The sequence below is a fragment of the Brucella sp. NBRC 12953 genome (assembly GCF_040369775.1).
Classification (GTDB): Bacteria; Pseudomonadota; Alphaproteobacteria; order Rhizobiales; family Rhizobiaceae; genus Brucella; species Brucella pseudogrignonensis.
Window position 1 is genome coordinate 1 of the sequence record NZ_BAABSV010000010.1, and the last position, 25,913, is coordinate 25,913.

The window sequence follows — 25,913 nt, forward strand, 5'->3', positions numbered from 1 at the left end:
ATACATTGACGGCTTCTATAATCCTGTGCGCAGACATTCTGCACTCGGGTATAAATCACCGATCCAGTTCGAGATGATAAACCGCAAATTAGTGACAGAACCTCTCCACTAAATAAGGGCAAGTCCACGGGGGATACCGCGTTGACGACGATGCCGTGTTCGGCCCCTTCACTTGCCAGCACATTCACGATACCCACGGCGGCCATCTTGGCAGCGGCGTAGGAGGCAAGACCCTTCTGGACATATTGCGGATAAAGGGCGCGGCAGGAGGTCGTCAGCACGATCCGGCCGTATCCGACCTCGCGCATCGCGGGCCATGCGGCTTGGGCGATCCACAGCGGTGCCTTCGCCATGACCGTGATCATGTGATCGAAAGATGACTCCCGCACATCCTCGACGTGTTCGTAGCCGACCCACCCGGCATTGTGGATCACGGCATCCAGGCATCCGTTCACCGCAAGGCAGTCTTGCACCAGATCACGGCAGGCATCGCGGGTGTGGATTGAGGCGTGGAATGAATGCGCGTCGATCCCATCGTGACGCAGGGCCGCGACCGCGACTTTGGCGATGGTTGCGTCTGTTCCGGTTCCGTCTGTGTTGGCACCGACATCGTGCAGCAGGACCGTTGCGCCAAGCTGGCCGACCGCGCGTGCGTAAGCCAGTCCAAGGCCTCGGCCCGCGCCGGTGATCAGCACCGTGCGTCCGGTGAAATCTTGTTGGTTCATTATGGCATCCTCTATTGTGCGGAAGATAGCGACGCTCCTATGATACGTCCAATACTGAATGGATGGGGACATGATATGGCAGATGTATCAGAAGTCGCGCGCGGGATGATCGACTTGCGGAAGATGGAGCAGTTCGTTGCCGTTGCCGAAGAAGAAAATTTCCACCGCGCCGCGCATCGCCTTGGCATGTCGCAGCCACCCTTGACGGTGGCGATACAGCGGCTGGAAGCCGATCTGGGTGTGGCCTTGATCGAGCGGGGCGGTAACCGGATTACTGGCCTGACGGATGCCGGTCGCGCATTTCTTCGCGAAGCGCGCGAGACGCTGCGGCAGGCGCACTATTCGATCCTCATGGCGCGTGAGACGGCAGCGGGTCGCACTGGTCTCGTGCGGCTCGGCTATGTCGGGAGTGCACTTTACGGGCGACTGCCGGACGCAATCCGGTTGTTCCGCCTGGCGCGCCCAAAAGTGCGGCTGGAACTGCGCGAGGCCACAACGGCCAGCCAGATCACCGGCCTTCGCAATGGAACACTCGACGCGGCAGTGGTGATCCCGCCACTGGCGGATGCGGGAAGCATTGTGTTGCACAGCTTCGACCGGGATCGCCTCTGCATGGCGCTGCCCGCCGACCATGTTCTTGCTGACAAAGTTGGGTTGACGGTGGCCGATCTCGCAGTGGAACCGTTCATCCTCTGGCCGATGATCGAGGGGCGCGGTTTCCACCTCCAGGTCATCCGGCTTTGCTCCGCTGCTGGGTTCGCGCCCCAGATCGCACAGGAAGCTCATGGCATGCATGCCGTGTTGTCACTGGTTGCGGTCGGAGCTGGCGTTTCTATCGTCCCGCAAAGCATGGCGAGCTTCCGACCTGATCGGATTGCCTACCGCGAGATCAAAGGAGCAGAAGCGGCGTTCGATCTTTGCCTTATGGTGAACGCTCAGAATCGTGCGGCAGAGGCTTTTGCTCGTATAGCTGCCGATGTTTAAGCAAACACTTGATCACTTGATCGACCGGTTTGGGCCGACTGCGGTCTTCCGCTTCGCGCGCAATGTCGGACGTTCGAGCTGTCGAAAAGTTTGCTGAAAGCGGTCGTTTCTCATTTAATATTACTAGAGACTGCGAAGGGGTGTAAAGCGGATAGTTTGCTCTTTAGCAGCCTATTCAAGAAGCGCACGTCGCTTCGCGGTCGCCGTAGTTTAAGGCATTGCTTCAATCGGTTGCGGGTCCGCCACAAATCACATTCCGGCTGACAGCTTTGTACCCCATAGTTGCCGGACTGTAGCGGGCGAAAAGCTCGTCGATTAAGCGGATCAGATTAATACCACATGCAGACCTTCTGTTTTGATTGGCCATTCATCCGAAGTGAGTTGGAATGCGAAGCAGAAGTGCTCATCCGTGAACGGAAACAGAAATTGGAACGAACGGGTTCTTTGGCCCCGTTAACATCGCGGGTTGTCAAGGTGATTGCCATGTCCTTTTCGGCTAAAAAGGGTTTGGATGTTCAAATACCCTTCGAAAACTTAGTCATCGCATCGCTGAGAATGCGAGATCTGCGAATATCGGAAAAATCACACAGAATCTTAGGTGTAGTTTGTTAAATAAAAATATAGATATATTTCCGGAAAAATTAATATAAAATTTTACTTAAAGATATTAATCCGGATTATAGGATTTCAAAGGAACGAATAGATAAATAACTATTTAAACATACAACGAATAATAAGAATATAAACTATGATAGTTAACGTACTAATGCCCGTCTATAACAATAGCTGCCAAAGGCTATAGCTCTTGGATGGAGAAAAACCGCCGACTGTCATCCAGTTGACGGCTTCCTTTTTCAAAAACTCAACGAGTTTTTTTAAGTCGATTATTTGTAAGCGGAAACCACGATTTCAATCAGCGTATCGCCACCCAGATCAGCAACGCCAACGGTTGCACGGGTTGGCAGCAGCGAAGGGTCAATCCATTCCTTCCAGACCTTATCCATTTCAGGCTTCTTGTTGAGGTCTGTTACGAAGATGGTGGCTGCCAGAAGCTTGGTCTTGTCCGTGCCTGCCTGTGCCAGATAGCTGTCGAGCTTGGCGAGGATTTCGCGGGTCTGACCAGCCATATCCAGACTTTCGTCATCACAGGTGGTTCCACCGACATAGACAATGCCGTTGTGTTCGACGACGCGATGCATGATCGGCGTCTGAATGAAACGCTCAGCCATAGTTTAATCCTTTCAGATGGTTGGGGAGTTATCCGGTTGCTCGCCGGTAACGGCGAAGACAGCATCGGGGGTTTGGGGTAGTGCTGCGATTTCGCTGAGCGGCACCGGTTTCACCGGCGCGCGCAGACGATAGAAACCGACTGTTTGAGGCGCACGTTTTTGCACCTCGGCCAGAATTTCCGTGACGGTGGAACTGCACATGCGGCCCTGACAGGGGCCCATGCCGCAGCGAAACATGGTTTTCAGCTGGTTGGGGCCGGCAATATTACAGGCCGCCGCGTCGCGGATTGCGCCAGCGGTCACTTCCTCACAACGGCAGACAATCGTGTCTCTGTCCGCCGGTGCGCGAAATGCCTGTGCAGGCAGATAAAGCGCGTCGATAAAGGATCGCCCGCGCTCGAAGCGTCGCGCCTGTGCCTGCAGCTTTACGATTTTTGACGCCAACGATGCTGCCAGTGCCGGAAAGATATCCTGACAGGCCGCGAGCGCAGCGATACGCCCGCTCTGTTCGGCAACCAATGCACCACCAATGCCGCTGCCGTCACCAGCAATGTAGATGGCCGGCATGGACGAACGCCCGTTGCCGTAGAGTTGCGGTTGAAAACATTTCTGACCGTCGTTCCAAACAAGAGCGCAGCCGGATGCATTGGCGAGATTGTTGTTGGGGATCACACCCTGATGCAGGAAGACGCTGTCGACAGCAAGCCTGTGAGTCTTGCCTTTGGCCGAAAAACAGATCGCTTCTGCTTCGTTTTTTCCTTCAATGGCGATGTCTGTCACACCGGAATAGACCGGCACCGACTTACGCACCTTCAAAAGCAGGGAAAGCCCCTTAAAGGCATAGGGCGAGAAAAGGAATGAAGGCAGGTTCGGTGCAGCTTTCACGTAATTTGCGCGGGGCGTCGTATCGAGCAATGCGGCAACGTTGCCACCCGCCTGCAACAACTGCGCGGCGAACATGTAGAGTAGCGGGCCTGTTCCTGCCAAAACCACACTTCCTTTGGGCAAGAGGCCGGAAGCCTTCAACGCAATCTGTGCTGCGCCGACGGTCATAACACCCGGCAATGTCCAGCCCCTGACAGGCATCGGACGCTCCATGGCGCCGGTCGCGAAGATCACGCGGCGCGCTGAAACAATCCCGCTCTTGCCGCTTACCGATACGCGCAGATCAACGCCGTTGTTGTCGCCATCATGTGGCTCCACACTCCAGACGAGGGCCTGCGGCACATAGGTGGCATTGCTGGCGATGAATGCTCTCAGGACTTCTTTGCCCCGCCAGTAGTCGGTGCCTAGAAACGGCCTGCGAGCAGTCGTATTGTGTTCAATGCCACGGTAAATCTGTCCGCCTGCGGCTGGGTTTTCGTCGAACAGAACCACGTTAGCGCCAGCGGCGCATGCCTCTGCGGCGGCCGACATGCCTGCTGGTCCCGCGCCGATAATGGCAAGGTCATAAAACGCGTCGAGCGCATGAATATCGGAAACTCTTTTGAGCATCGTTGTCATGGTTCCACCCGACGCGCGCCGGACTGGGAAGAAATGACCATTCCATTGGCCACAGGCGTCATGCACGCCTGGCGGTTCTGCACACCATCAATGGTGACCAGACATTCAAAACAGATGCCCATCAGACAATAGGGGGCTCGCGGCTGATCACCAACAACGCTGTTTCTAAGCCGGTTGATACCCTCTCCAAGCAGCGCTGCGGCGACAGTTACATTGGCAGGTACCGTCAAGGTGCGCGCATCGAATGTGATCGTCACGGTTTCCTCTGGCGTCTCAGTTTTCAGGAACATTTTAGGAGACATGAAACCTCCGGCCGGAGAACGCATCACCAGCAAGTTGTTTGGCATCGGCTGCTATTTCCTTCGCCACGATCAAGGCGTGGTTGGCCGCAAGCGTGACGCCGGAATGGCACATGACGGCGTAAGCGCCCGGGTGGCTTTCGGATTGTTCGTAAATCGGCAGACCGTCCGGTGTCTTGACCCGAAACCCTGCCCAACTGCGAATGACATTGACATCGGCCAGATGCGGGAATGTCCGCACTGCCCTGTTGGCCAGAACCGCGCTGATATCCTGATTGGTGGCGATCCGCTCCGTGTGGGTTTCCTGACTGTCGCCGATCATGACGCCGCCTTCATCCGCCTGCCGCAGCGTGGCCGCTGTATAGGGGAAGAAGGGCGCGCATTTCTCCGTTACAAGAATTTGGCCTTTGCTGCGCACGACCGGCGCTTCAAGACCGACACTCCTGGCAAGCTCTGCATTGCCGTTGCCCGCAGCCAGAATGACGCGTTCGGCAAAGACCTCACCCCATGCACCGCTTAACAGAAAACCGCCGTTTTGCGGGGTGATGGACGAGACTTCACAATGCGGTTCATAGGAAGCGCCGAGTTTGATCATGCCCGTATGCAAAGCGCGAAACAGGCGCAACGAATTTACATCGCCGTCCATCGGCGAATAGATCGAGCCGATCACATCCCGCCCGATGGAGGGCACCATTCTGGCCGTTTCCTGATGGTCGAGCACGACATGTTCCGAAGCGTCATTGCCAAGTTCCCGCGCCACTGTCGCGACGTCTTCCGCAAACATTGCAAGCTCACGCTCGTCGAGGCAAAAGGTGAAAGCGCCGGTCTGTCTGAGTGCGACATCAAGACCGGTCACATCCCGCAACTCGTCTGCGAAAGCGGGCCACAGGCGCGCAGATTGCATTGTCCAACGGGCATAGTGTGGTGCGCCTACGCCTTTGCCCTGTACCCAGATGAGTGCGAAATTGGCACGGGATGCGCGCAGGGACAGGTCTTCTCCATCAAGAAGCATTGGACGCAGACCGGATCGGGCGAGACCCCAGGCGATGGCAGAGCCAACCAGTCCCGCTCCGATAATAACTATGTTCTGATCCGGCAATCTGCGCATTCGTAAATTCAATCTGTTGTCACAGTGTCGTCAGGGGGTGGGCCCGACGGCGGTCAGGCCCGATTGCGTCGGCTCAGTTTTGTGGGCTGACGTCCACTTTGAACCACTTCTCGGAAAGCTTTTTCACCGTGCCGTCGGCAATCGCTGCCTGAATGGCTGTATCGAAGCGACCCTTCAGGGCGGTATCTTCCTTGCGCAGACCGACGCCGATCATGCCGAAGACCTTACCGGAAAACAGCGGCCCGGCCAGCTTCGCGCCCTTCATGTCGTCCTTTTCGAGAGCCGCAGCAAGAACCGTGGCATTGGCGACAACCGCATCCACACGACCGCTGGTCAGGTCGAAATTGTGTTCCTCGGCGGTTTTATACTCGCGCACGTCCGCACCATCCTTGAAATACTGTTCCATGAAGGCGGAAGCGGTTGTGGAACCCTGAACGCCGACAGTCTTGCCGTTGATTTTTTTGACAATTTCTTCGAGCACCGGCTTGGCCGCATCGGAATCGACATTCAGCGGCTTGCCGCCTTCCGGCAGATCGGCGAGGTCGCTGTCATCCATGACTGCAAAGGAATTGATGGCTGCCGCATAAGGCGACGAAAACGCGATCACCTCCTCACGCTTCGGCGTGATGCTCATGCCCGCCATGATGGCGTCATACTTGCCGGCGGTCAGCGACGGAATGATGCCGTCCCAGTTCTGCGCGGTGATTTCGCATTTCGCTTTCAGGCGCTCGCAAAGGTCTTTGGCGAGATCGATCTCGAAGCCTTCCAGCACACCATTCGGGCCGGAAAAATTCCACGGCGCATAAGCACCTTCGGTAGCGATGCGCACGACATCTTCGGCATGCGCGGTCGGAGCAACGGCGAGAACGCCGAGGACAGAAAGGACGATTTTCAGTTTCATGTGTTCACCTCTGTTAGAAAGCCGATTGATCGGTTCATGTGTTTTGTTTGGAAATGAATTGCCGGAACCGTTCGCTTTTGGGGTTGTAAAAAACCTCGTCGGGCGTGCCTTCTTCTTCAATCACGCCCTGACGCAGAAACACGACACGGCTGGAAACATCGCGGGCGAAGCCCATCTCGTGGGTCACGACCAGCATGGTGCGCCCCTCTGCCGCCAGATCGCGCATGACCTTCAGCACCTCGGCCACCAGCTCGGGATCGAGGGCGGAGGTTGGTTCATCGAACAGCATGATCTTCGGACGCATCGCTAACGCGCGGGCAATTGCGGCGCGTTGCTGCTGGCCGCCGGAAAGATGCGCGGGATAGAAATTGCGCTTATCGGCTATGCCGACCCGCTCCAGCAGTGCTTCGGCTTCGGTAATGCACTCCGACCGGTTTCGCTTCTGCACATACACAGGCGCCTCGATCAGATTTTCAAGGATGGTCAGGTGCGACCACAGATTAAACGACTGGAACACCATGGTCGCCTGACCGCGCAGCCGCTGAACCTGTTGTGCATCAGCAGGACGAGGCGCACGTCCCGGCTGTTGGTCGAGCTTATACGCCTCTCCATGAATAGCCACGCTGCCCGCATCCGGCACTTCCAGCATATTGATGCAGCGCAGCAGTGTGGATTTGCCGGATCCTGATGCTCCGAGAATGGAGATGACTTCACCCTGATGTGCCTGCAAGGAAACTGAATGCAGAACCTTGTGCGCGCCGTAGCATTTTTCGAGGTTCTTGATCTCGACCGCAGGCGTTTCGAAACGTTGCATTATGAGTTTCCTCCGGCGGCCTGCACGATGACAGGCTGACGCTGGGCTGCCGAAAGGCGGTATTCCAGCAGTTTGAAGATTCTGGTGACGACGAAGTTCAGGAGGAGATAGATCGCGCCTGCACAGATGAAGACTTCGACAGGGCGATAGGTGGTAGAAATCAGCTTGGCTGCCAGCCCTGTCACTTCCATCATTGTGATGGTTGATGCCAGCGCCGTGGACTTCACCATCAAGATGACTTCGTTCGAATAGGCGGGCAGCATCTGCCGCAGAGCCTGCGGGGCCAGAATGCGACGGACGAGTGTAAAGCCGCTCATGCCATAAGCGCGCGCCGCTTCGATCTGTCCGGTCGCAACCGACAGAACGCCGCCACGTATAATTTCGGCGCTATAGGCAGCTGTATTGAGTGCCAGAGCCAGCACCGCGCACCAATAGGGTTCGCGTAGAAACGGCCAGAGAAAGCTCCGGCGCAGTTCGGGAAACTGGCTGAGACCGTAATAGATGATGTAGAGCTGGACCAGCAGCGGGGTGCCGCGCAGCACGAAGATATAACCTCGCGCAATGAGGTCCAGTACCCGATTGCCCGACAGACGCATCGTGGCCAGTATGGTGGCCAGCACGGCACCGCTGATAACTGATAGTGCCATCAGTTGAAGCGTCAGCGGGATACCGCGACAAAGCTGAACGAAACTGTCGAACATGAATGGGAGGTCGAGAAAGCTCATACCACCCTCCGGATGCCGCGCATCGCGCGTCTTTCGGCATTCTTGAACAGCAAGCCCGATGCGAATGTGATGACGAGATAAAGCAGCCCGGCGGTCAGGAAGAAGGTGAATGGCTTGCGGGTTGATCCAGCGCCGATTTGCGCCTGACGCATCAGTTCAACCAGTCCAACGACCGAGATCAGCGCGGATTCTTTCAAGACGAGCTGCCACACATTGCCGATGCCCGGAATGGCGAAGCGCGCCGCCTGCGGAACCATGATGCGGCGAAACAGCAGACGCGGCGGCATGCCATAGGCTTTGGCAGCCTCGATTTCGCCTTTGGGGAGTGCAAGCACCGCGCCGCGATAAACTTCGGCCTGATAAGCACCCGATACCACACCGATGGCCAGTGCACCGGTGATGAAGATTGGCGCACTGACAAAACCTTGCCCGCCGAACAACGCGCCAATCTGGCTCAACACGGCGCTGCTGCCGAAATAGAACAGATAAATGACCAGAAGATCGGGGATGCCGCGAAGCACTGTCGAATAGCCGTCAGCCGCAATTCTGAGAATGCGCTGCGATGAGAATGAAGCGGCAGCGGCAATCATGCCGAATATTGCGCCTGCCGCGAAACCGCAAAAGGCTACCGCGAGTGTCATGCCGGTGGCCCGGAGCATATCATAGCCCCAGCCGTCTTCGGCAAAACCCATCAAATCGAGATATGCGCTGACCGCACCCAACTGCATTGTTCCCTTTTTATGTCCGGTGCTTTCGTCGCGCCGATACGTTTATGGGAGTGGTTTGACAGCGGGGCTCAATACAGTCAAATTCGAAATGAAGCCCAGAGCATAACCCAATATTATGGTGAAACATGAACCTGCGTCAGGTCGAAGCGTTCCGAACCGTCATGCTGACTGGAAAAATGACGGCTGCAGCGGAACTGATGTCGATCACTCAGCCCGCTGTGAGCCGCCTGATCCGCGACTTTGAGATCGACACGAAACTCAAGCTCTTCAACCGTCGCGGAAACCAGTTGATCCCTACGCAGGCGGCCATGACGCTGTTGCAGGAGGTCGAGCGGGCCTATGTCGGGCTCAATCGCATCCGTAGTTTCGCCGACGAGATTAGCCGTCAGAATGCGGGCATGTTGCGGATTGCGGCCATGCCCGCGCTTGCAAACGGGATCATGCCGCGCTTCCTTGCCCGCTTTCTCAAGGAAAGGCCCAATATCCATGCCTCTCTCAATGGCATTCCCTCTGCAATGGTGGTCGAAGCCGTCGCATCAGGTCAGGTCGATTTAGGCTTTGCCGATGGTCCGCTTGACAGACCCGGTTTCAATATTGAAACCCGGGCGATACCGGCGGTTGTCGCTGTCCCGCTGAGGCATCGTCTTGCAGACTATCCGGAGGTTTCACCGGATGATCTCGCTGATGAACGTATGATCACTCTGGAGCCGGGGTCGCTGTTTGCCATGCGTGTGGAAGTTGCGCTTGCGCGCATTCCACGGTCGGCCACCATTGAGACACGCCTGTCGCACACAGCGCTGACGCTTGTGGCCGAAGGTGTCGGCATAACGATCATCGACCCGTCGTCGGCAACGGATTTTCGCGGGCGCGGTGTGGCGATCCGGCCTTTCACAAGCTTTGTCGACGCAGGATTTCTGGTCATCCGGCGCAGTAACGGTCCTGATAACAGTCTGGCTCAACGGTTCATAGACGAGTTCTGGGCCTATCATGAAACGCTGCTTGCGCAGCCGTGAAGATAGGGGCTTGGGGGGCTCAATCCTGGTAGATGCGCTCCTCAAGGGGCGTTGATCCAATGATAGATTTCAGTCCGGCCAGCATGGCCTTTTCGGCCTTGTTGAGGTTGGCTTCAGGATTGTGGATCAGGAAAACATCGATGGCTGGTGGGTCGTCGTAAGGCGGCAGACGCCAGAGAAGGCCGTCATCGATCTCGCGTCGCGCGACATGCAATGGAAGTGGACCGATGCCAAGCCCGGTGATGATCATCCTGCGCACTTCTTCGAGGCTCGACGAGGTGCCGACCACATCCGGTGAAAGTCGTGCCTCACTGCGCAACAGGGCTACGGGTCGCAGCGCGTCTGCAATATGATCTGTCTGGAACGAAACCGATGGTTCTCCCTTCAGATCGGCAAGGGTCAGTCCGGACTGGCCGAACATCCGGTGCCGGGGCCCGCAGAAAAACCCGAAGAACTCACGATAGGCCATGGTGTAGTCGAGCGCGGGGTCGCGATTACTCACCAGACCAAGGCCGAAAGAAGCGCGCTTCTCGCGCACAAGCCGCGCGACTTCTGTACTGGCGGACACGTTGATCGTCAGTGTCGCATTGGGATGCTGTTCATGAAACAGCGCGAGCGCCTGATCGAAGATCGGCGATATGATGTGGCTGGCGACAGAGATGGTGACATGGCCAGTCACATTGTCACCGACACCGCGCACCAGTTGCGGCAGCTGTGAAATGGCGCCGAAGACCTCAATGCTCTGTTCGTAAAGCAGTTTGCCAACGTCCGTCAGCTCAAAATGGGTTGCGTCACGCTCCACCAGCCGCTGGCCGATGCGGTCTTCCAATCGGCGCAACGCATTGCTTACGCTTGGTTGTTTGAGGTTGAGACGCTCTGCCGCGCGCGTGATGCTTTTCACCTCCGCAATTACCACAAAACTGCGCAGAAGGTTCCAGTCTAGATCCCAGACAAGGCGTTCAGGGCGATGCAGCGACATGAGGTCATCCATTCATGAAATCTATGCAATCTATTCCCATTATCTATTTGCGAAATGCATCCATAAAAGCAATCATGAATATTGGAAGGCATCAAAAAGCCTCAAGAAAAACAAACAAAGGGAAGTCGGGAACAGCATGTTTAACAAATTCACGGGTTTCATTGCCGCGGCCGCGATTGCCGCCACCGCAGTTTTTGCGGTTGCGCCTGCGCAGGCGGATGATCTTGCAAAGATCAAGGCAGCGGGCGAGTTGAAGATCGCCATGAGCGGCCAGTACCCGCCGTTCAATTTCGTCAATGAGAAGAACGAAGTCGTGGGTTTCGACGCTTCCATCGGGGCGGCGATTGCCGAGCGCATGCAGCTCAAGCCACAGCTTATCACCACCGCATGGGATGGTATTGTCGCCGGCCTTCGGGCAGGCAAGTTCGATACGGTGGTTGGCTCCATGACGATTACGCCGGAACGCGAGAAGGTCGTGGATTTCGTGGGACCTTACTATCATGCGGGCCGCGCGGTTTTCTTGAAGGAAGACTCCGCAGTTCAAAAGCTCGACGATCTCAAGGGCAAGACACTGGGCGTAACGCTTGGTGAAACCCATGAAAAATGGGCGCGCGAACAGGGGGGCTGGACGATTCGCACCTATAAGGGTCTGCCGGAGCTGATGCTCGAACTGAATGCCGGTCGTGTCGACGCCATCGTCGTCGACAACATCCCGGTCATGGTGGCGATCAAGGAAACCGGCCAGAAGGTCCGCAGGCTCGATACGCCTGATATCGAAGGCGGCAGCGTTGCGATCGGTATCGCCATCCGCAAGAACAATCCAGAGCTGAAGGCTGCAATGCAGAAGGCTCTCGACGAGATCATGGCCGATGGCACCTATGAGAAGATCTCGATGCAATGGGTCGGCAGCGATATTCGCTGATGCGTCATCCCGGCCTGGCATATGTCCGGGCCGGTTGAGAACCGATTGACCGGAGTTTTCCGATGGATTTTGCGTTGATGCAGCGCGTCCTCCCGTTTTTTCTGGAGGCGGCATGGGTGACTGTCCAAATTTCTGCTCTGGCCCTGGTGTTGGGTCTGGCCGTCGCGGCGGTCCTCGTTAACGGGCGTCTGTCCCGCTCGGTCATCCTGCGATGGCTTGCGGCAGCCTATGTGAGCGTCTTTCGCGGCACACCTTGCCTTGTGCAGCTCTTCATTCTCTATTTCGGCGGGCCACAGATTGGCATTAATCTGGAACCGTTTGCCGCCGGTGTCATCGGTCTGGGGCTGAATATCGGCGCATACATGTCGGAATCGATCCGCGGCGCAATTCAGAGCGTTGATCGCGGCCAGATGGAAGCTGCCCGTTCCATCGGCTTTGGGCGAGGGCAGACGATGCGGTTCGTCGTGCTGCCGCAGGCAGCCCGGCTGATGATCCGCCCTCTCGGTATCAATACGATTGCGCTCCTGAAGGGCTCTGCGCTGGTTTCCACCATTTCAGTGGTTGAACTGACCTATACGGCGCAGCGTTTCATCGGTTCAACCTACAAACCGTTCGAGATTTTCGGCGTTGCAGCCGTTCTCTACATGATCATCATCTACATCGTGGCGCGCGGGGTCGATCTTCTCGACAAGCGCTTCGCGGCGCAGTGAGGGAGGACTGGATGCAAGTTCTCGATTTCAGCATCGTTGCTCCCTATACGGATCTGCTTTTGACAGGACTTTGGTGGACGCTGGTTCTGACCGTGGCGTCGGCTTTCCTCAGCTTCGTACTCGGCATCGCATTTGCGCTCGTGGTGCTGTACGCGCCTAAGATTCTCGCATGGCCGGTGCGGTTCTTCATGTGGCTGTTCATGGGAACGCCGCTTCTGTTGCAGCTGTTCCTGATCTATTTCGGGCTGGTTCAGGTCGGTATCGATATTCCGGCACTTGGCGCGGGCATCATCGGCCTTAGCCTCCACTTTGCCGTCTATAATGCCGATATCATCCGCGCGGGTATCGTGGCGGTCGATCCGGGTCAAATGGAAGGCGCGCGTTCCATCGGCTTCAGCCATGGTCAGGCTTTGCGCTACATCGTCATTCCGCAGGCGGTGCGCAATACGATCCCCCCCATCGGCAACAATATGATCGTTCTTTTGAAGGATACGTCGCTGGTTTCGATCATCGGCATTGCCGAACTGGTACATAGCGCGCAGCTTGCCATCAGCGAAACCTTCAGCCCGTTCGAATTCTACATCACCATCGCCGCCATCTACTACGTGGTCAATCTGGTTCTGGAAGCCAGCCTGCGGCGCATTGAAAGAAAAGTGGAGGTCACCCGATGAGCAGCCCCAAAACCGCAAAACCGATGGTCGAAGTGAAGGGCGCCCGCAAAGCCTACGGCGAGCTGGAAGTGTTGAAAGGTATCGACCTTTCCGTGGCGCGTGGCCAGATCGTCGCCATCATCGGCCCCAGCGGCTCCGGCAAGAGCACGCTTCTGCGCTCGATCAATCATCTTGAAACGCTGAATGGCGGTGAAGTCTGGCTTGATGGCATGCAGGTCAATCAACCTCTCACCGGGCAGGCTTTCGAGAAACACATCAATGCCGTGCGTCAGCAGATGGGCATGGTGTTTCAGCACTTCAACCTGTTTCCACATCTGACAGTGCTGGAAAACATCACGCTCGGCCCCATCAAGCTCAAGGGCATGACGAAGGACGCTGCTCGTACGCTGGCGCTGGAGCTTTTGAAAAAGGTCGGGCTTGCCGACAAGATCGACGTCTACCCCTCGCGGCTGTCCGGCGGTCAGAAGCAGCGTGTGGCGATTGCCCGTGCGCTCGCCATGCAGCCGAAAGTGATGCTGTTCGACGAAGCGACTTCGGCACTCGATCCCGAGCTGGTGGACGAGGTCAATGCCGTCATGAAGCAGCTCGCCGCTGACCATATGACGATGCTGATCGTCACGCATGAGATGCGATTTGCGGGCGAAGTGGCAGATCGCATCCTGTTCATGGATGGCGGTGTGGTGGTGGAAGAGGGGCCGCCGGATCAGATTTTGAGCAATCCGGCGCAGGAGCGTACCCGCTCCTTCCTCAAGAAATATCTGGCCGCGTGAGGTGATGGCATGAACGAGAGAAACGCCAACGAGTTTGCCGATCTTGGGGAATTTCCCGATTTCGGGCTGAGCCCGGCGCAGCGACGCGAAGCCGTGCTTGGCCATTATTATGAATATCCCGGCATGGACGGGCCGCGTGGCGAAATCTGGTGCTACACCGATGCCTATTCTTATCTGCCGGGCACAACGGTTCATTTGCAGGTGAGTGCGACCGCCTCGCGCTTCGATATCGAAATCGTGCGCGATGGTGCGGTTGAAACGCCTGTCTTCTCAAAGCGTGGGATAGACTGCAAATGGCAGGAAACGCCAGCCCAATGTTCCGTTGTGGGCTGCGGCTGGGAGACGACATTTTCGTTCAAGACGGATGAGACTTGGCCTTCCGGCGCCTATCGCATTACGCTGCAAGCCGAAGGCAATGACGGTCAGCTGATCCATTGCCACCATCTGTTCATCCTGCGTCCTGTGGCAGGCCGTAAGCCCGGTCGTATCCTGCAGGTTGCAGCGACCGGCACGTGGACGGCCTATAATACCTGGGGCGGTTCCAACCACTATCAGGGCATTACCGGGCTGAATGGCGATCAATATGCGACGACGGTAAGTATCGAGCGTCCGTTCTGCCGTGGCTTCGCGCTGTTACCGTCCGATGCGCCCCGCGTGCCGCTGGAGTTTGTGACGCGGCCTGCCGCCCCTCCACGCTATCCGCATATGGAATGGGCCTTTGCCAATGGCTATTCCAAGAAATATGCCTCATCCGGCTGGGCCAGCTATGACAGCCTGTTCTTCCGCTGGGCTGAACGGGAAGGCTTTGCGATTGATCTCGCCAGCCAGCATGAGTTGCATTTCTCGCCGGAAATCCTCGACGGTTATGATTGCGTGGCCTTTGTCGGTCACGACGAATATTGGACATGGGAAATGCGCGATGCCGTCGATCATTATGTCGATGGCGGCGGTCGTGCGGCCCGTTTTGCGGGCAACTTCATGTGGCAGACGCGGCTTGAAGATGATGGCAAGCGCCAGACTTGCTATAAATATCGCGCCCGCGCCGAAGACCCGGTCTATCGCTCTGCCGATCCACGGCGCACCAGCGGTTGCTGGGAAGCGACGGAAGCCGGACGGCCTGCTGCCGAAACCTTCGGCCTCAATGCGCTGCGCGGGCTTTATGTCGGCTGGGGTGGTTGCGCCCCGCGTGGCGTGCGCGGTTTTCCGGTCTATCGCCCGGAACATTGGGCCTTTGCGGGAACCGGCATCTATTACGGTGATCTCCTGGGTGCTGACGGTCATGCCTTCGGCTACGAGGTCGACGGGCTCGACTATGTGATCCGGGGCGGTCTGCCCGAACCGGAGGAAGGCAGCGGCGCACCCGATGGATTGCAGATTCTGGCGCTTGGCATGTCGTCTCTCAAGGAAGAGAGCACGGATATTCCAGCCGACGACCAGTTCCTCTCGGATGCCGATGCCAAATTCGTGGCCGATACGCTGCTCGGCGACAATGGCGATGCAGCCGTCGAACGCATCAAGCGCGGCTGCGGCATGATCGTCAATTTCCCACGCGGCAAGGGCGAGGTTTTCCACGCCGGAAGCTGCGAGTGGGTCGCGGCTCTCAAACGTGGCGACCGCATGGTCGAACGTGTGACCGCCAATGTTCTCAACCAATATCTCAAGCGCTGACAGAGTAACGCCATGCTCAACACAAAAGCACAGAACGAACGCCCGGCATCGCATCTTTTCTACCAGTCGCGCCTGCGCAGGCCGCTGGTGGATCGGGCCGAAGGTATCTACATCTGGGATAAGAACGGACGCCGGGTCATCGACGGGTCTAGCGGCGCGATGGTGGTCAATATCGGCCACGGCAATCGCAACGTGCTCGACGCCATGAAAGAGCAGATGGATCGCGTCACCTTCGCTTATCGGCTCCATTTCGAAAACGAGCCGGCGGAAGATCTGGCGCGGATGGCTGCCGAACGTATGCCGGAAGGTCTGGATAAGATCTTCTTTGTGTCCGGTGGTTCGGAAGCGGTGGAATCCTGCATCAAGCTTGCCCGCCAATGGGCGGTTGCGACCGGGCAGTGCACACGCTGGAAAGTGATTTCGCGGTTTCCGTCTTACCACGGCGGTACGCTTGGGGCGCTGGCGGTCACCGGTTATGCGGCTTTGAGCGAGCCTTTCGCACCCATCATGCGCGAAATGCCGAAAGTCCCTGCACCGACTGCCTATCTCGACCGCGACAATCTCACGATGGAACAACGCGGCCAGAAATATGCCGACATGCTGGAGGAGAAGATTCAGGAAGAGGGGCCCGAAAGCGTACTCGCCTTTATCATGGAGCCGATCGGTGGAGCATCGACCGGCGCGCTGGTTGCGCCCGACAGTTACTATCCGCGTATCCGCGAAATCTGCAACCGTTATGGCATCCTGCTCATCCACGACGAGGTGATGAGCGGAGCGGGACGTACCGGCAAGTTTCTGGGCGGCGACCACTGGAACTGCAAGCCCGATCTCATCGCGCTTTCGAAGGGTTTCGCCTCCGGTTATTGCCCGCTTGGCGCAATGGCGGCGCCCGGACGCATTGTGCAGCCGGTTCTGGATGCTGGCGGCTTCCTGCACGGCTTCACTTATGCGGGCAATCCGCTGGCTTGCGCGGCAGGCAAGGCGGTGCTTCAGGAGATTGATCGTCTCGATCTGGTCGGCAATGCCGCCCATATGGGCGATGCGCTGAAGGGCGAGCTGGAAGGACTGGCGAAGCGCTTCCCGTTCATCGGTGATGTGCGCGGTAAGGGGTTGTTGCTGGCCGCCGAATTCATGTCCGATCCCGAGACCATGAAGCCGTTGCCGAAGGAACTGAACGCCCATCAGCGCATGGTCGATCTTGCCTATGAGCGCGGTCTGATCATCTATTCGCGCCGCACGCGGGGTGGTGTTGAAGGCGATCACTTCCTCGTCTGTCCTCCGATGATCATAAGTCAAGAACAGGTCGGCGAGATCACCGCGATCCTCGGCGATACGCTGGAGGTTCTGGCGCGTGAACTCAAGCTGCCCGTGAACGCATAAGGAAACCGGATCATGACCGAGAAGAAGAAAACACAGCGCAAGGTGATCATCACCTGCGCAGTGACGGGCTCCGTGCACACTCCAACCATGTCGCCGCACTTGCCGGTTACGCCGGAGGAGATCGCCAGCGAAGCTATCGCGGCGGCGGAAGCGGGCGCATCCATCCTGCATCTCCATGCCCGCGATCCGCATGATGGCAGACCGTCCGCCAATCCGGACCTGTTCATGCAGTTCCTGCCCCGCATCAAACAATCGACTGCGGCCGTGGTGAATATTTCCACTGGCGGGTCGTCATTGATGACGCTGGATGACCGGCTGGCCGCGCCGCTCAAGGCGCAACCGGAAATGTGCTCGCTCAATATGGGCTCGATGAATTTCGCGCTGTTTCCAGCCCTCGACAAGCCACGCGAGTGGAAGCACGCATGGGAACCGGAATTGTTGGAGGCAACGCGCCATTCGATCTTCAAGAACACCTTTGCGGATATGGAAGGCATTCTGACCAGTCTCGGTCAAGGCTGCGGCACGCGCTTCGAGTTTGAATGCTATGATGTCGGGCATCTCTACTCACTGGCCCATTTCCGTGACCGTGGACTGGTGACTGGTCATCTGTTCATCCAGTTTGTCTTCGGTATTCTGGGCGGTATCGGTGCAGACCCGGACAATCTCGTGCACATGAAGCGCATTGCAGACAAGCTGTTCGGCGACGACTATTCCTTCTCGGTTCTGGCGGCAGGGCGACACCAGATTCCGATGATTACAATGGCGGCGGCCATGGGCGGAAATGTGCGTGTCGGTCTGGAAGACAGCCTCTATGACGGACGGGGAAAACTGGCCAAGAGCAATGCCGATCAGGTGCGGCGCATCCGTAGCATCCTTGACGGCTTGTCGCTGGAAGTTGCCACACCCGACGAGGCGCGCGACTATCTGGGCCTGAAGGGTGGAGACAGGGTGGCGTTCTGATGCCAAAGATTGTGTTGGATAGCAAAGCGGGCGTTGTGATCCGGCTAGCCGAACCTGCCGATGCGGAACAGATTCACGAGGCGATCCGCGCGATGGCTGCGGGGCTGGGTGCCGCAGACAAAGTCTCCAGTACGGTAGAAGACTTTCGCCGCCACGGCTTTGGTCCCAACGCAGCTTTTACCAGCCTGATCGCCGAGGTGGACGAGGTATTTGCAGGACTGGCGCTGTTCTTTCCGATTTTCTCGACATGGCTTGGAAAGCCCGGTGTCTTTGTGCAGGACCTCTATGTCGATGAAGGGTTTCGCGGTCGGCGGGTAGGCGAGATTTTGCTTCGCCATGTTGCATCATGGTCGACAACACGCGGCGGCGTCTATCTGCGGCTGGCGGTGGATCGGGACAATGTTGCCGCGCAACGATTTTACCAACGGCTGGGTATTGGCTGGATGGAAGCCGACCTCGATCATGGCGCTTATGGCGAGGATTTTGCCCGTCTGGCGCGTATCAATGCAAATTAGGGAGCAGTCATGAAAGCCTTCTACGCTGTCGAGCAAAAGCGTCACGACCCGAAAGCCTTTCTTTCCAGCGGCGCGCCGAAGCCGAACCCCGAGCAACCGGAGCGCGTCGAGCGCTTGCTCTCCGGCGCGAGGGCTGCGGGCTGCGAGATTATCCGTCCGCACAATCACGGTCTTGGCCCGATAGCTGCCGTTCATACGCCGGAATATCTGGAGTTCTTACAGCATATCTATCCGCGTTGGCGGCGCATCGAGGAGGCTTCGGAAGAGGTCATTCCGAACATTCATCCGTTGGCGCGCGACGGCCGCTATCCCGCATCCGCCGTCGGGCAGGTTGGCTATCACATGGCCGATACGGCTTGCCCGATAGCCGAACACACATGGGAAAGCGTGTGCTGGAGTGCCTGGAGCGCGGTTGACGCCGCCGATGCGGTGCTTGTGGGCGAGGTGGCGGCCTATGCGCTCTGCCGTCCACCGGGGCATCATGCCTTTGCCGATGTTGCTGGCGGCTTTTGTTTCGTCAATAATTCGGCAGTCGCGGCCCAGCATCTACGCTCGAAGGCTGAACGCGTCGCAATCCTCGATGTCGATCTGCACCACGGCAACGGGACGCAAGGCATTTTCTATGCGCGTCCCGATGTGCTGACTGTCTCGATCCACGCCGATCCTCTACGCTTCTATCCATTCTTCTGGGGCCATGCCGATGAACGCGGTGAAGGGGCTGGTCTTGGCTACAACCTCAATCTGCCTCTGCCGCGCAAATCTGGCGATGACGAGTTCCTCGCGTCGCTCGATACGGCTTTTCGTCGCATCGAAGCCTTCGCGCCAGATGCGCTGGTGGTAGCACTTGGTCTTGACCCGTTTGAGGGTGATCCATTCGGCGGATTGTCGGTTACCACTGGCGGTTTCGGACGTATTGCCGAAGCGATTGCAAAGCTTCGGCTGCCAACCGTCATCGTTCAGGAAGGTGGTTATCTTTGCGATGCGCTGGGTGACAATCTCACCGCTTTCCTGGGCGGCTATCAGTCGGTGGCGCGATGAGCGGCCTTGTGTCTTTTATCGGCGTTGTACATCCGTGGATGTGCGACGTCATGGGACATATGAATGTCCGTCACTACGCGGGGATGTTCGACGATGCGAGCTTTCAGCTACTGGGACACATAGCCGGGAAAATCCCGGATGAGGGTTTCGGTTGGGCGGATGTGTGCTCGACTATGGACTACAAAAAGGAAGTACCCGCCGGGGATTTGCTGACGATCCGCTCTCAGGTGCTGAAGGTGGGGCGTTCATCAATCACGTTTCGCCAGATAATGGCTGGTTCGCTTGATGGGGACCTGCGCGCCATCAATGAGACAACGTCCGTCTGTTTCGACAAGATCGCGCGCCATTCACTCGAACTTGAGCCAGCAATGCGAGCGCGAGCGGAAAGGCTCATGTAGGGCCACAATCTGATCGGCTAGCCGCAGGCATGATCTGCTGCCGAATGAAAGCTAACTCCGCTCATAACGCATAAGCGGACGGTCAGCGTCCGGCCCCATTGCGGTCGTTGAAGCTCCGCAGAATTCACTCCTGACAGGCAATCATCACCTCGCTCAACAACAGGGCTAGGTGGTTCCTATCTTTTCAATACGGGTGGTCCAGTCTGCATCGACAGGAGGGCTTACGAAGTTATCTTTGATCATCAAATGAAACGTAAGTGTGTCAGTGCAAACGCGCTCTCCCACTCGACGTATCCAGCTTTCATCCGGCACAGGCTTCTTAAATTGCCAATAATGATGCGTGAATCGTAAAGTGACTTTGTCAGTTTTCCCTATCATATTGTTCCCAACAATAACAAAGGGGAGAGATGATGAAGAAGCTCAATCACTTGGTGGTGGCCTGTATCGCAATCCTGTCCGCTGCTCCGGCTGTCGCAGCCGAAGCAGCATCCTGTAAAGCACCAAAATTCTCGGATGTCGGCTGGACCGATATCACCGCAACCACTGCGCTCGCATCGCTTTTGCTTGAAAAGGCTGGATATCAACCGCAGACGACAATCCTCTCAGTACCGGTGACCTTCCAGTCACTGGAAAATAGCCAGATCGATATCTTCCTTGGAAACTGGATGCCGCTTCAGGAGGAAGCGCGCAAACCCTATCTCGAAGGAAAGAAGATCGAGCAGGCCGGTATCAATCTCGAAAATGCAAAGATCGGTCTTGCCGCAACGGGCAAGGATCTCGGCATCAAGACTTATGCCGACATAGCAAAATTCAAGGACCAGCTCGGCGGAAAAATCTACGGCATTGAAGCAGGCAGCAGTGCCAATGCGACGATCCAGTCGATGATTGAGAAGAATAATTTCGATCTCAAGGATTTCCAGCTGGCGGAATCGAGCGAACAGGCCATGCTGTCACAGGTGCAAAACGCCGTGCGCAAGGATGAGCCGGTGGTATTCTTCGCATGGACCCCACATCCGATGAACATTCGCTACAAGCTGACCTATCTGGAAAACGGCGATAATCTCTTTGGTCCCAATGACGGTGCCGCCACGGTCGAGACGTTGACCCGCAAGGGCTATGCAATCGACTGCCCGAATGTGTCGCATTTTCTGTCAAAGTTGAAGTTCACGACCGAGATGGAAAGCACCATGATGAACATGATCCTCAATGACGGGATGGAAGCCAAAGATGCAGTCACGAAATGGATCAAGGAGAACCCGGCACAGCTCGACGCGTGGCTCGACGGCTTCAATACTTTTGACGGCAAGCCAGCGCTCGCTGAAGTAAAATCCGGCCTCGGCCTGTAATACTTATTAAGCCCCAAAACTAATTTTGCCGCAACTTGCTCGGCGCCTGTCCGAAATGCCGCTTGAAAGCGCGGGAAAGAGAACTGATCGACGAAAAGCCGGTCTGTTCCGCCGTATCCGCCATAGAAAGATGCGTATCGAGGATGAGGCGTCGAGCAGCCTTGAGCCGAAGTGACAAATAATAATTGCCCGGCGATTGCCCGATCACATTGGCAAACAGCATTTCAAGGCTGCGTGTCGAAAGCCCGAGCCGTCTTGCAATCCGCGTCACCGGGATCGGTCGGTCGATATGGCTTTCCATAATCTTGATGGCGTCGGCCAACCGCGGCTCGCGCTTCAAAAGCCGCCCCAGCGACACCAGCGGCTGCGCATCCGAAGCCTGTCGCACCTCGTCATAGACATAAAGGCTCGCAACATCGAGCGCGATGGAATAGCCGTGCCGGGTACGGATCAACGCCAGCATCATGTCGAGCGCAGGAGCCGCACCCCCTGTTGTCAGAAAAGTGCCGTCGCGCACCCAGCGGTCCGACTGCATTTCCACATCCGGGAACCGCTGCGAGAAGGCTTCCAGATCCTCCCAATGGGTGGTGGCTTTTCTGCCATTCAGCAGCCCGGCCTTTGCCAGCACCCATGAACCCGCCTCGACACCGATCACCAATTGGGACTGCTTGGCTGACTGACGCAACTGCGCAAGAAGCTTTGGGGTCGCGTGTTCCAGCGCATGAAATGCGCTGACGATAATCAGGATATCCTGCGATGTTGCCTCGAATGTTCCATTGACGCCGACCCTCAAGCCGCTTGATGTGATGGGGTCGCTGCCATCCGGAGACACCACCCGCCACGAATAGAGCGAACGACCCGTCACGCGGTTGGCGCCGCGCATCGGGTCGAGCGTCGCGGCCAATGACATAAGCGAACAATCCGGCAAAACCAGCAAGGTGACAGACAGTTGTTCATCGGATGGTTCAAAGATCACGCGCTTCGCTCTTCGCCAAACTAATTTCGTAAAATGATAATCTCAGCAATCTGCGACCTGTCAAGCTCGACAAAAATCGAGGGAAATCACCATGCCTTTGCAGCCCGCTCGCGAAACCTTCATCACAGCCGCCGTTACCGGCGCTGGTGCCACCACACATCGCTCCACCAAGGTGCCGATCACGCCAAGGCAGATTGCCGATGCTGCGATTGAAAGCGCTGAAGCAGGTGCCGCAATCGCGCATATCCATGTGCGCGATCCCGAAACGGGCGAACCATCGCGCAAGGTGGAACTGTTCCGCGAAGTGGTCGACCACATCCGGGCGTCCGGCGTGGATATCGTGCTTAACCTGACCGCAGGCGTTGGCGGCGATCTTGTCTTCGGTTCTGCCGAAGCGCCTCTGCCGCCGGATGCCTCGAAGACCGATATGGTGGGCGCGACAGAGCGCCTTGCGCATATTGCAGCACTTCTGCCGGAAATCTGCACGCTTGATTGCGGCACCATGAATTTCGGCGAAGGCGACTATGTGATGACCAACACCCCTGCCATGCTGAAAGAGATGGCAGGGCAGATCCAGCGCTTGGGCGTGCGCCCGGAAATCGAGATTTTCGACACGGGTCACCTGCCATTGGCCCAATGGCTGCAACAGCAAGGCCTGCTTGACGACCCGGTGATGGTGCAATTGTGCATGGGCATTCCATGGGGCGCACCGGATGATCTCGCGACGCTGGTGTCCATCCTCCACAATCTGCCGGATAACTGGATATTCTCGGCATTTTCCATTGGCCGTAACCAATTGCCTTATGCCGCGCTTGCGGTGCTCGCTGGCGGCAATATCCGCGTCGGTCTCGAAGACAATATCTGGCTCGAAAAGGGCGTCCTCGCCTCCAATGGCGATCTGGTGGAACGCGCCAGAAACATTGCGGTCAATATGGGGTCCAAGATACTCACGCCCGCTGAAGTTCGCGAAAAGCTCAACCTCAAGATGCGTTGGTGAGACCCATGAACAATCGTCCTCCCAAGATCGCCTGCATCGGCAGCGGCGTCATCGGCAGCGGCTGGGCCGCGCGCTTTCTTCTCAACGGCTATGATGTTGCCGTCTATGACCCGTCGCCGGACGCACAGGCCACAACCGAGTACATTCTCGACAATGCCCGGCGCTCCCTGTCCGCCCTTACCCCAAAGCACCTGCCGGATGAAGGCAGGCTTTCCTTTGCGCCTTCGCTGGCCGATGCTGTACGCGATGCGATACTGATTCAGGAAAGCGTGCCCGAAAGACTCGACCTGAAGCTCTCCGTTCTAAAGGAGATCGAGGCATCCTGTTCGAGCGATGCACTGATCGCATCATCCACCTCCGGCTTCCTGCCAAGCAAGCTGCAAGCCCCCTTGCAGCACCCGGAACGGCTGATCATCGCGCACCCCTATAATCCGGTCTATCTACTGCCTCTGGTGGAACTCGTACCGGGGGAAAAGACCGCCCGGCAGGCCATAGAAAAGGCCGCTGCTGTGTACCGCCACACGGGTATGGAAGCCGTCATTCTCGAAAAGGAAATAGATGCCTTTGTCGGGGACCGCTTGCTGGAAGCCTTGTGGCGCGAAGCGCTTTGGCTCGTCAAAGACGGCATCGCCACGGTCGAGCAGATCGACAATATCATCCGCTATTCGTTTGGTTTGCGCTGGGCGCAGATGGGCTTGTTCCAGACCTATCGCATCGCCGGCGGTCCGGCCGGGATGAAGCACTTTCTGGCGCAGTTTGGCCCCGCGCTGCAATGGCCGTGGACGAAACTGACAGATGTTCCTGAGCTGGATGACGCGCTGATAGGCCGTATTGCCAGCCAGTCCGACGCGCAGAACGAAAACCTGTCGATCCGCGATCTTGAATCCATTCGCGACGCCAATCTGGTGGCCATTATCCGCGCCCTCTCCCAGCAACAGCAAGGCAAAGGCTGGGGTGCAGGCGCGCTTCTGAACGAATATACAGCGCAGCTCGACGCAACCGATGGCGAGGCTAGGCCCCATTCTGGTGCGCTGCGGCTGCTCGACGTCCGTGTGATCCCCGAATGGATCGACTATAATGGCCACATGACCGAGCACCGGTATCTCGATCTTTTCGGGCAGACCACCGACCAGTTTCTCGCGCACACCGGTGTCGATGCCGCCTATCTGGACGGTGGCCACAGTTACTATACCGTCGAAACCCACATCATGCATCGCGATGAAGCCAAAGCTGGTGACGCGTTGCATGTCGACACACAGCTTCTTTCCTTCGATGCAAAGCGCATTCACCTGATCCATTCGCTGAAACGCGGTGAGACAGAACTGGCAAGCGCGGAACAGATGTTGCTCCATGTCGATACGAAAGCAGGAAAAGCGGTTGCTGCTGATCCTGTCATTCTGCAAATACTGGAAGACCTCACGCTTTCCCAAAAGGGCATGACCGTTCCGGCTGCTGTCGGACGATATGTTGGGCAGCGCGCCTGAGCGCTGTCCGGATTGGCCCAGAGCGGCCTATGACGCAAATCCATTTCACATTGTTGCGCAAAATGCTCTAACATTCCTCCTGAGTGGTACGAGACGAAATAAAACACCCATCCGGCGCTCACATTAACATCCAAAAAGGCGAAGGTAATGCGCCGGTCAAAGCCTATATCGCGGCCCTGCCGGGCAGCAATGTGGAACGTTTGTTTGCGTGGAAAGGCGCTGATCGAGACCCAAAGATTCTGACTGGCAATCAGATGATTGGATTGATCATTTTAAATTTTGATCGCAATTTTTTCCTCAAAACCAACCGTGAAATGGATAATGTCGTTTCATAGTTAATCGTGAAGCGGCTCGTAAAGCCGTGCGCCGGCTCTTTCAGCCGCAACCTTTAAGCGCTTGTCTCGGGTCCACAGTGAAGTTCGCCGGTCGAGAAGAACGGATGCCAGCAGTTGGGCATCAGTATAGCCAATGCCCATACTAAAAATGCAGTGCTTTTCAATCATTGTCATGACTTCATGATGTGTTGCGACTGGAGCTTCACGCTGCACATTCAAAAAAGCCAAGACACTCGTCCTGTCCCGGAGGCTGCCCAACGCAAGTTCCCCAATAATCGCTGGATGGCAAAGCAAAAGATCATCACCGATAATCTTCATGAGCTCATTATCGCCGCCGCGGAAATGGTCAATCCAGATTGAAGAGTCTGCCAATATCACTTCGTCACTGAGCTCCGGCGGCGAGGGGCTGCCTCAACGTCCGGCATTGTGCCTCCAAGGGCGATAAGGCGTTTACCGCTCTCCAGACGCACAAGTGTCTCCAGCGCTTGCCGGACTAAAGCAGCTGTCTCTTTCGTGCCGGTCAACAATCTGGCTTTTTCTAAAAGATTATCATCAAGGTTGATGGTTGAGCGCATAATCCGACTCCCTGCTGAGGCGTCATAAATAGCACCAAATGATGCCATTATCAACATGTTTCTGGTTGCTCACTCTAACGACCGGTAGTCACGATTTCGAAGAACAGTACTCACCTGGTTACAACCGCCCGAGACGCGCCGGATGCTCTTCACTCTCACT

At 56.9% G+C, this 25,913-nt stretch carries 28 protein-coding genes and 1 pseudogene; 16 read left to right on the forward strand and 13 right to left on the reverse strand.

The window, feature by feature from the left end; genetic code table 11:
- Positions 1-188: 188 nt before the first annotated feature.
- A pseudogene (locus ABWV94_RS19905) lies at positions 189-797 on the reverse strand (SDR family NAD(P)-dependent oxidoreductase); the annotation flags it as partial.
- A 3-nt stretch (positions 798-800) separates the two neighbouring features.
- On the opposite strand from ABWV94_RS19905, the gene ABWV94_RS19910 reads away from it, so the two are divergent.
- Complete coding sequence (locus tag ABWV94_RS19910; protein WP_353415102.1) at positions 801-1,709, forward strand: LysR family transcriptional regulator; 909 nt, start codon at positions 801-803, stop codon at positions 1,707-1,709.
- Between the two features lie 884 nt (positions 1,710-2,593).
- On the opposite strand, the gene ABWV94_RS19915 is transcribed toward ABWV94_RS19910, so the two are convergent.
- From ABWV94_RS19915 to ABWV94_RS19950, 8 genes are all read right to left on the reverse strand, one after another.
- On the reverse strand, positions 2,594-2,938 hold the full coding sequence (locus tag ABWV94_RS19915) for a RidA family protein (RefSeq protein WP_061345658.1): 345 nt from the start codon (positions 2,936-2,938) through the stop codon (positions 2,594-2,596).
- A 12-nt stretch (positions 2,939-2,950) separates the two neighbouring features.
- Positions 2,951-4,441: an FAD/NAD(P)-dependent oxidoreductase gene (locus ABWV94_RS19920; protein ID WP_353415103.1), complete on the reverse strand. Its 1,491-nt coding sequence runs from the start codon at positions 4,439-4,441 to the stop codon at positions 2,951-2,953.
- Complete coding sequence (locus ABWV94_RS19925) at positions 4,438-4,731, reverse strand: (2Fe-2S)-binding protein (RefSeq protein ID WP_100557335.1); 294 nt, start codon at positions 4,729-4,731, stop codon at positions 4,438-4,440. The genes ABWV94_RS19920 and ABWV94_RS19925 overlap by 4 nt, the downstream gene beginning before the upstream one ends.
- A gap of 1 nt (position 4,732) precedes the next feature.
- Positions 4,733-5,848, reverse strand: a complete 1,116-nt coding sequence (locus ABWV94_RS19930) for an NAD(P)/FAD-dependent oxidoreductase (protein ID WP_353415104.1) — start codon at positions 5,846-5,848, stop codon at positions 4,733-4,735.
- A gap of 73 nt (positions 5,849-5,921) precedes the next feature.
- A complete protein-coding gene (locus tag ABWV94_RS19935; RefSeq protein WP_353415105.1) occupies positions 5,922-6,749 on the reverse strand; it encodes a lysine/arginine/ornithine ABC transporter substrate-binding protein in 828 nt (275 codons plus the stop codon).
- Between the two features lie 34 nt (positions 6,750-6,783).
- Positions 6,784-7,563 (reverse strand): ABC transporter ATP-binding protein, encoded by a 780-nt coding sequence (locus tag ABWV94_RS19940; protein ID WP_353415106.1) that lies wholly within the window; start codon positions 7,561-7,563, stop codon positions 6,784-6,786.
- The gene (locus ABWV94_RS19945) at positions 7,563-8,288 is read right to left on the reverse strand and encodes an ABC transporter permease (RefSeq protein WP_353415107.1); all 726 of its coding nucleotides are present in this window, start codon (positions 8,286-8,288) and stop codon (positions 7,563-7,565) included. The genes ABWV94_RS19940 and ABWV94_RS19945 overlap by 1 nt, the downstream gene beginning before the upstream one ends.
- The gene (locus ABWV94_RS19950) at positions 8,285-8,980 is read right to left on the reverse strand and encodes an ABC transporter permease (RefSeq protein ID WP_353415211.1); all 696 of its coding nucleotides are present in this window, start codon (positions 8,978-8,980) and stop codon (positions 8,285-8,287) included. The genes ABWV94_RS19945 and ABWV94_RS19950 overlap by 4 nt, the downstream gene beginning before the upstream one ends.
- Positions 8,981-9,141: 161 nt before the next feature.
- Between ABWV94_RS19950 and ABWV94_RS19955 the strand changes: the two genes are divergently transcribed.
- Positions 9,142-10,029 (forward strand): LysR substrate-binding domain-containing protein, encoded by an 888-nt coding sequence (locus ABWV94_RS19955; protein ID WP_353415108.1) that lies wholly within the window; start codon positions 9,142-9,144, stop codon positions 10,027-10,029.
- A gap of 19 nt (positions 10,030-10,048) precedes the next feature.
- On the opposite strand, the gene ABWV94_RS19960 is transcribed toward ABWV94_RS19955, so the two are convergent.
- Positions 10,049-11,008: a LysR family transcriptional regulator gene (locus ABWV94_RS19960; RefSeq protein WP_353415109.1), complete on the reverse strand. Its 960-nt coding sequence runs from the start codon at positions 11,006-11,008 to the stop codon at positions 10,049-10,051.
- Positions 11,009-11,144: 136 nt separating this feature from the next.
- Between ABWV94_RS19960 and ABWV94_RS19965 the strand changes: the two genes are divergently transcribed.
- The 11 genes from ABWV94_RS19965 (at position 11,145) to choX (ending at position 21,386) form a co-directional block, all read left to right on the forward strand.
- Positions 11,145-11,930: an ABC transporter substrate-binding protein gene (locus ABWV94_RS19965; protein ID WP_353415110.1), complete on the forward strand. Its 786-nt coding sequence runs from the start codon at positions 11,145-11,147 to the stop codon at positions 11,928-11,930.
- Positions 11,931-11,992: 62 nt separating this feature from the next.
- Positions 11,993-12,640 (forward strand): amino acid ABC transporter permease, encoded by a 648-nt coding sequence (locus ABWV94_RS19970; RefSeq protein ID WP_353415111.1) that lies wholly within the window; start codon positions 11,993-11,995, stop codon positions 12,638-12,640.
- A gap of 11 nt (positions 12,641-12,651) precedes the next feature.
- On the forward strand, positions 12,652-13,311 hold the full coding sequence (locus tag ABWV94_RS19975) for an amino acid ABC transporter permease (protein ID WP_353415112.1): 660 nt from the start codon (positions 12,652-12,654) through the stop codon (positions 13,309-13,311).
- A gap of 23 nt (positions 13,312-13,334) precedes the next feature.
- Complete coding sequence (locus ABWV94_RS19980; RefSeq protein WP_353415212.1) at positions 13,335-14,081, forward strand: amino acid ABC transporter ATP-binding protein; 747 nt, start codon at positions 13,335-13,337, stop codon at positions 14,079-14,081.
- 9 nt (positions 14,082-14,090) lie between these two features.
- Positions 14,091-15,749: a N,N-dimethylformamidase beta subunit family domain-containing protein gene (locus ABWV94_RS19985; protein ID WP_353415113.1), complete on the forward strand. Its 1,659-nt coding sequence runs from the start codon at positions 14,091-14,093 to the stop codon at positions 15,747-15,749.
- Between the two features lie 12 nt (positions 15,750-15,761).
- Complete coding sequence (locus tag ABWV94_RS19990) at positions 15,762-17,129, forward strand: aminotransferase family protein (RefSeq protein WP_353415114.1); 1,368 nt, start codon at positions 15,762-15,764, stop codon at positions 17,127-17,129.
- Between the two features lie 12 nt (positions 17,130-17,141).
- Entirely contained in the window at positions 17,142-18,089 is a 948-nt protein-coding gene (gene kce, locus ABWV94_RS19995) for a 3,5-dioxohexanoate:acetyl-CoA acetone transferase (protein WP_353415115.1), read from the forward strand.
- Positions 18,089-18,604 (forward strand): GNAT family N-acetyltransferase, encoded by a 516-nt coding sequence (locus ABWV94_RS20000; protein ID WP_353415116.1) that lies wholly within the window; start codon positions 18,089-18,091, stop codon positions 18,602-18,604. Before kce ends, ABWV94_RS20000 begins: the two co-directional genes overlap by 1 nt.
- A gap of 9 nt (positions 18,605-18,613) precedes the next feature.
- A complete protein-coding gene (locus ABWV94_RS20005) occupies positions 18,614-19,642 on the forward strand; it encodes a histone deacetylase family protein (protein WP_111787858.1) in 1,029 nt (342 codons plus the stop codon).
- A complete protein-coding gene (locus tag ABWV94_RS20010; RefSeq protein ID WP_094542743.1) occupies positions 19,639-20,040 on the forward strand; it encodes an acyl-CoA thioesterase in 402 nt (133 codons plus the stop codon). Before ABWV94_RS20005 ends, ABWV94_RS20010 begins: the two co-directional genes overlap by 4 nt.
- 410 nt (positions 20,041-20,450) lie before the next feature.
- Positions 20,451-21,386 (forward strand): choline ABC transporter substrate-binding protein, encoded by a 936-nt coding sequence (gene choX, locus ABWV94_RS20015; RefSeq protein WP_353415117.1) that lies wholly within the window; start codon positions 20,451-20,453, stop codon positions 21,384-21,386.
- 19 nt (positions 21,387-21,405) lie between these two features.
- Here the strand turns inward: choX and ABWV94_RS20020 are convergent, their stop codons facing one another.
- The gene (locus ABWV94_RS20020; RefSeq protein WP_353415118.1) at positions 21,406-22,362 is read right to left on the reverse strand and encodes a GlxA family transcriptional regulator; all 957 of its coding nucleotides are present in this window, start codon (positions 22,360-22,362) and stop codon (positions 21,406-21,408) included.
- Between the two features lie 91 nt (positions 22,363-22,453).
- On the opposite strand from ABWV94_RS20020, the gene ABWV94_RS20025 reads away from it, so the two are divergent.
- The 3 genes from ABWV94_RS20025 (at position 22,454) to ABWV94_RS20035 (ending at position 25,178) form a co-directional block, all read left to right on the forward strand.
- Positions 22,454-23,359, forward strand: a complete 906-nt coding sequence (locus tag ABWV94_RS20025) for a beta-keto acid cleavage family enzyme (RefSeq protein ID WP_353415119.1) — start codon at positions 22,454-22,456, stop codon at positions 23,357-23,359.
- A 5-nt stretch (positions 23,360-23,364) separates the two neighbouring features.
- Positions 23,365-24,843, forward strand: coding sequence for a carnitine 3-dehydrogenase (locus ABWV94_RS20030; RefSeq protein ID WP_353415120.1), 1,479 nt, complete (start codon positions 23,365-23,367; stop codon positions 24,841-24,843).
- Positions 24,844-24,926: 83 nt separating this feature from the next.
- Positions 24,927-25,178, forward strand: a complete 252-nt coding sequence (locus tag ABWV94_RS20035; protein ID WP_353415121.1) for a hypothetical protein — start codon at positions 24,927-24,929, stop codon at positions 25,176-25,178.
- Here ABWV94_RS20035 and ABWV94_RS20040 read toward each other — a convergent pair whose 3' ends face one another.
- Both ABWV94_RS20040 and ABWV94_RS20045 read right to left on the reverse strand, forming a co-directional pair.
- The gene (locus tag ABWV94_RS20040) at positions 25,179-25,556 is read right to left on the reverse strand and encodes a type II toxin-antitoxin system VapC family toxin (protein ID WP_353415122.1); all 378 of its coding nucleotides are present in this window, start codon (positions 25,554-25,556) and stop codon (positions 25,179-25,181) included.
- The gene (locus ABWV94_RS20045; RefSeq protein ID WP_353415123.1) at positions 25,553-25,753 is read right to left on the reverse strand and encodes a type II toxin-antitoxin system VapB family antitoxin; all 201 of its coding nucleotides are present in this window, start codon (positions 25,751-25,753) and stop codon (positions 25,553-25,555) included. The genes ABWV94_RS20040 and ABWV94_RS20045 overlap by 4 nt, the downstream gene beginning before the upstream one ends.
- Positions 25,754-25,913: the final 160 nt, after the last annotated feature.

Bases quoted from the DNA above. Each gene is read 5' to 3' on its own strand.
- ABWV94_RS19910 (WP_353415102.1), top strand. From the start codon at position 801: ATGGCAGATGTATCAGAAGTCGCGCGCGGGATGATCGACTTGCGGAAG.
- ABWV94_RS19985 (WP_353415113.1), top strand. From the start codon at position 14,091: ATGAACGAGAGAAACGCCAACGAGTTTGCCGATCTTGGGGAATTTCCC.
- ABWV94_RS19980 (WP_353415212.1), top strand. From the start codon at position 13,335: ATGGTCGAAGTGAAGGGCGCCCGCAAAGCCTACGGCGAGCTGGAAGTG.
- kce (WP_353415115.1), top strand. From the start codon at position 17,142: ATGACCGAGAAGAAGAAAACACAGCGCAAGGTGATCATCACCTGCGCA.
- ABWV94_RS19940 (WP_353415106.1), bottom strand. From the start codon at position 7,563: ATGCAACGTTTCGAAACGCCTGCGGTCGAGATCAAGAACCTCGAAAAA.
- ABWV94_RS20025 (WP_353415119.1), top strand. From the start codon at position 22,454: ATGCCTTTGCAGCCCGCTCGCGAAACCTTCATCACAGCCGCCGTTACC.
- choX (WP_353415117.1), top strand. From the start codon at position 20,451: ATGAAGAAGCTCAATCACTTGGTGGTGGCCTGTATCGCAATCCTGTCC.
- ABWV94_RS20000 (WP_353415116.1), top strand. From the start codon at position 18,089: ATGCCAAAGATTGTGTTGGATAGCAAAGCGGGCGTTGTGATCCGGCTA.
- ABWV94_RS19990 (WP_353415114.1), top strand. From the start codon at position 15,762: ATGCTCAACACAAAAGCACAGAACGAACGCCCGGCATCGCATCTTTTC.
- ABWV94_RS19930 (WP_353415104.1), bottom strand. From the start codon at position 5,848: ATGCGCAGATTGCCGGATCAGAACATAGTTATTATCGGAGCGGGACTG.
- ABWV94_RS20030 (WP_353415120.1), top strand. From the start codon at position 23,365: ATGAACAATCGTCCTCCCAAGATCGCCTGCATCGGCAGCGGCGTCATC.
- ABWV94_RS19965 (WP_353415110.1), top strand. From the start codon at position 11,145: ATGTTTAACAAATTCACGGGTTTCATTGCCGCGGCCGCGATTGCCGCC.
- ABWV94_RS19915 (WP_061345658.1), bottom strand. From the start codon at position 2,938: ATGGCTGAGCGTTTCATTCAGACGCCGATCATGCATCGCGTCGTCGAA.
- ABWV94_RS19950 (WP_353415211.1), bottom strand. From the start codon at position 8,980: ATGGGTTTTGCCGAAGACGGCTGGGGCTATGATATGCTCCGGGCCACC.
- ABWV94_RS20045 (WP_353415123.1), bottom strand. From the start codon at position 25,753: ATGCGCTCAACCATCAACCTTGATGATAATCTTTTAGAAAAAGCCAGA.
- ABWV94_RS19945 (WP_353415107.1), bottom strand. From the start codon at position 8,288: ATGAGCTTTCTCGACCTCCCATTCATGTTCGACAGTTTCGTTCAGCTT.
- ABWV94_RS19955 (WP_353415108.1), top strand. From the start codon at position 9,142: ATGAACCTGCGTCAGGTCGAAGCGTTCCGAACCGTCATGCTGACTGGA.
- ABWV94_RS19935 (WP_353415105.1), bottom strand. From the start codon at position 6,749: ATGAAACTGAAAATCGTCCTTTCTGTCCTCGGCGTTCTCGCCGTTGCT.
- ABWV94_RS19975 (WP_353415112.1), top strand. From the start codon at position 12,652: ATGCAAGTTCTCGATTTCAGCATCGTTGCTCCCTATACGGATCTGCTT.
- ABWV94_RS20010 (WP_094542743.1), top strand. From the start codon at position 19,639: ATGAGCGGCCTTGTGTCTTTTATCGGCGTTGTACATCCGTGGATGTGC.
- ABWV94_RS20005 (WP_111787858.1), top strand. From the start codon at position 18,614: ATGAAAGCCTTCTACGCTGTCGAGCAAAAGCGTCACGACCCGAAAGCC.
- ABWV94_RS19960 (WP_353415109.1), bottom strand. From the start codon at position 11,008: ATGTCGCTGCATCGCCCTGAACGCCTTGTCTGGGATCTAGACTGGAAC.
- ABWV94_RS19920 (WP_353415103.1), bottom strand. From the start codon at position 4,441: ATGACAACGATGCTCAAAAGAGTTTCCGATATTCATGCGCTCGACGCG.
- ABWV94_RS19925 (WP_100557335.1), bottom strand. From the start codon at position 4,731: ATGTTCCTGAAAACTGAGACGCCAGAGGAAACCGTGACGATCACATTC.
- ABWV94_RS19970 (WP_353415111.1), top strand. From the start codon at position 11,993: ATGGATTTTGCGTTGATGCAGCGCGTCCTCCCGTTTTTTCTGGAGGCG.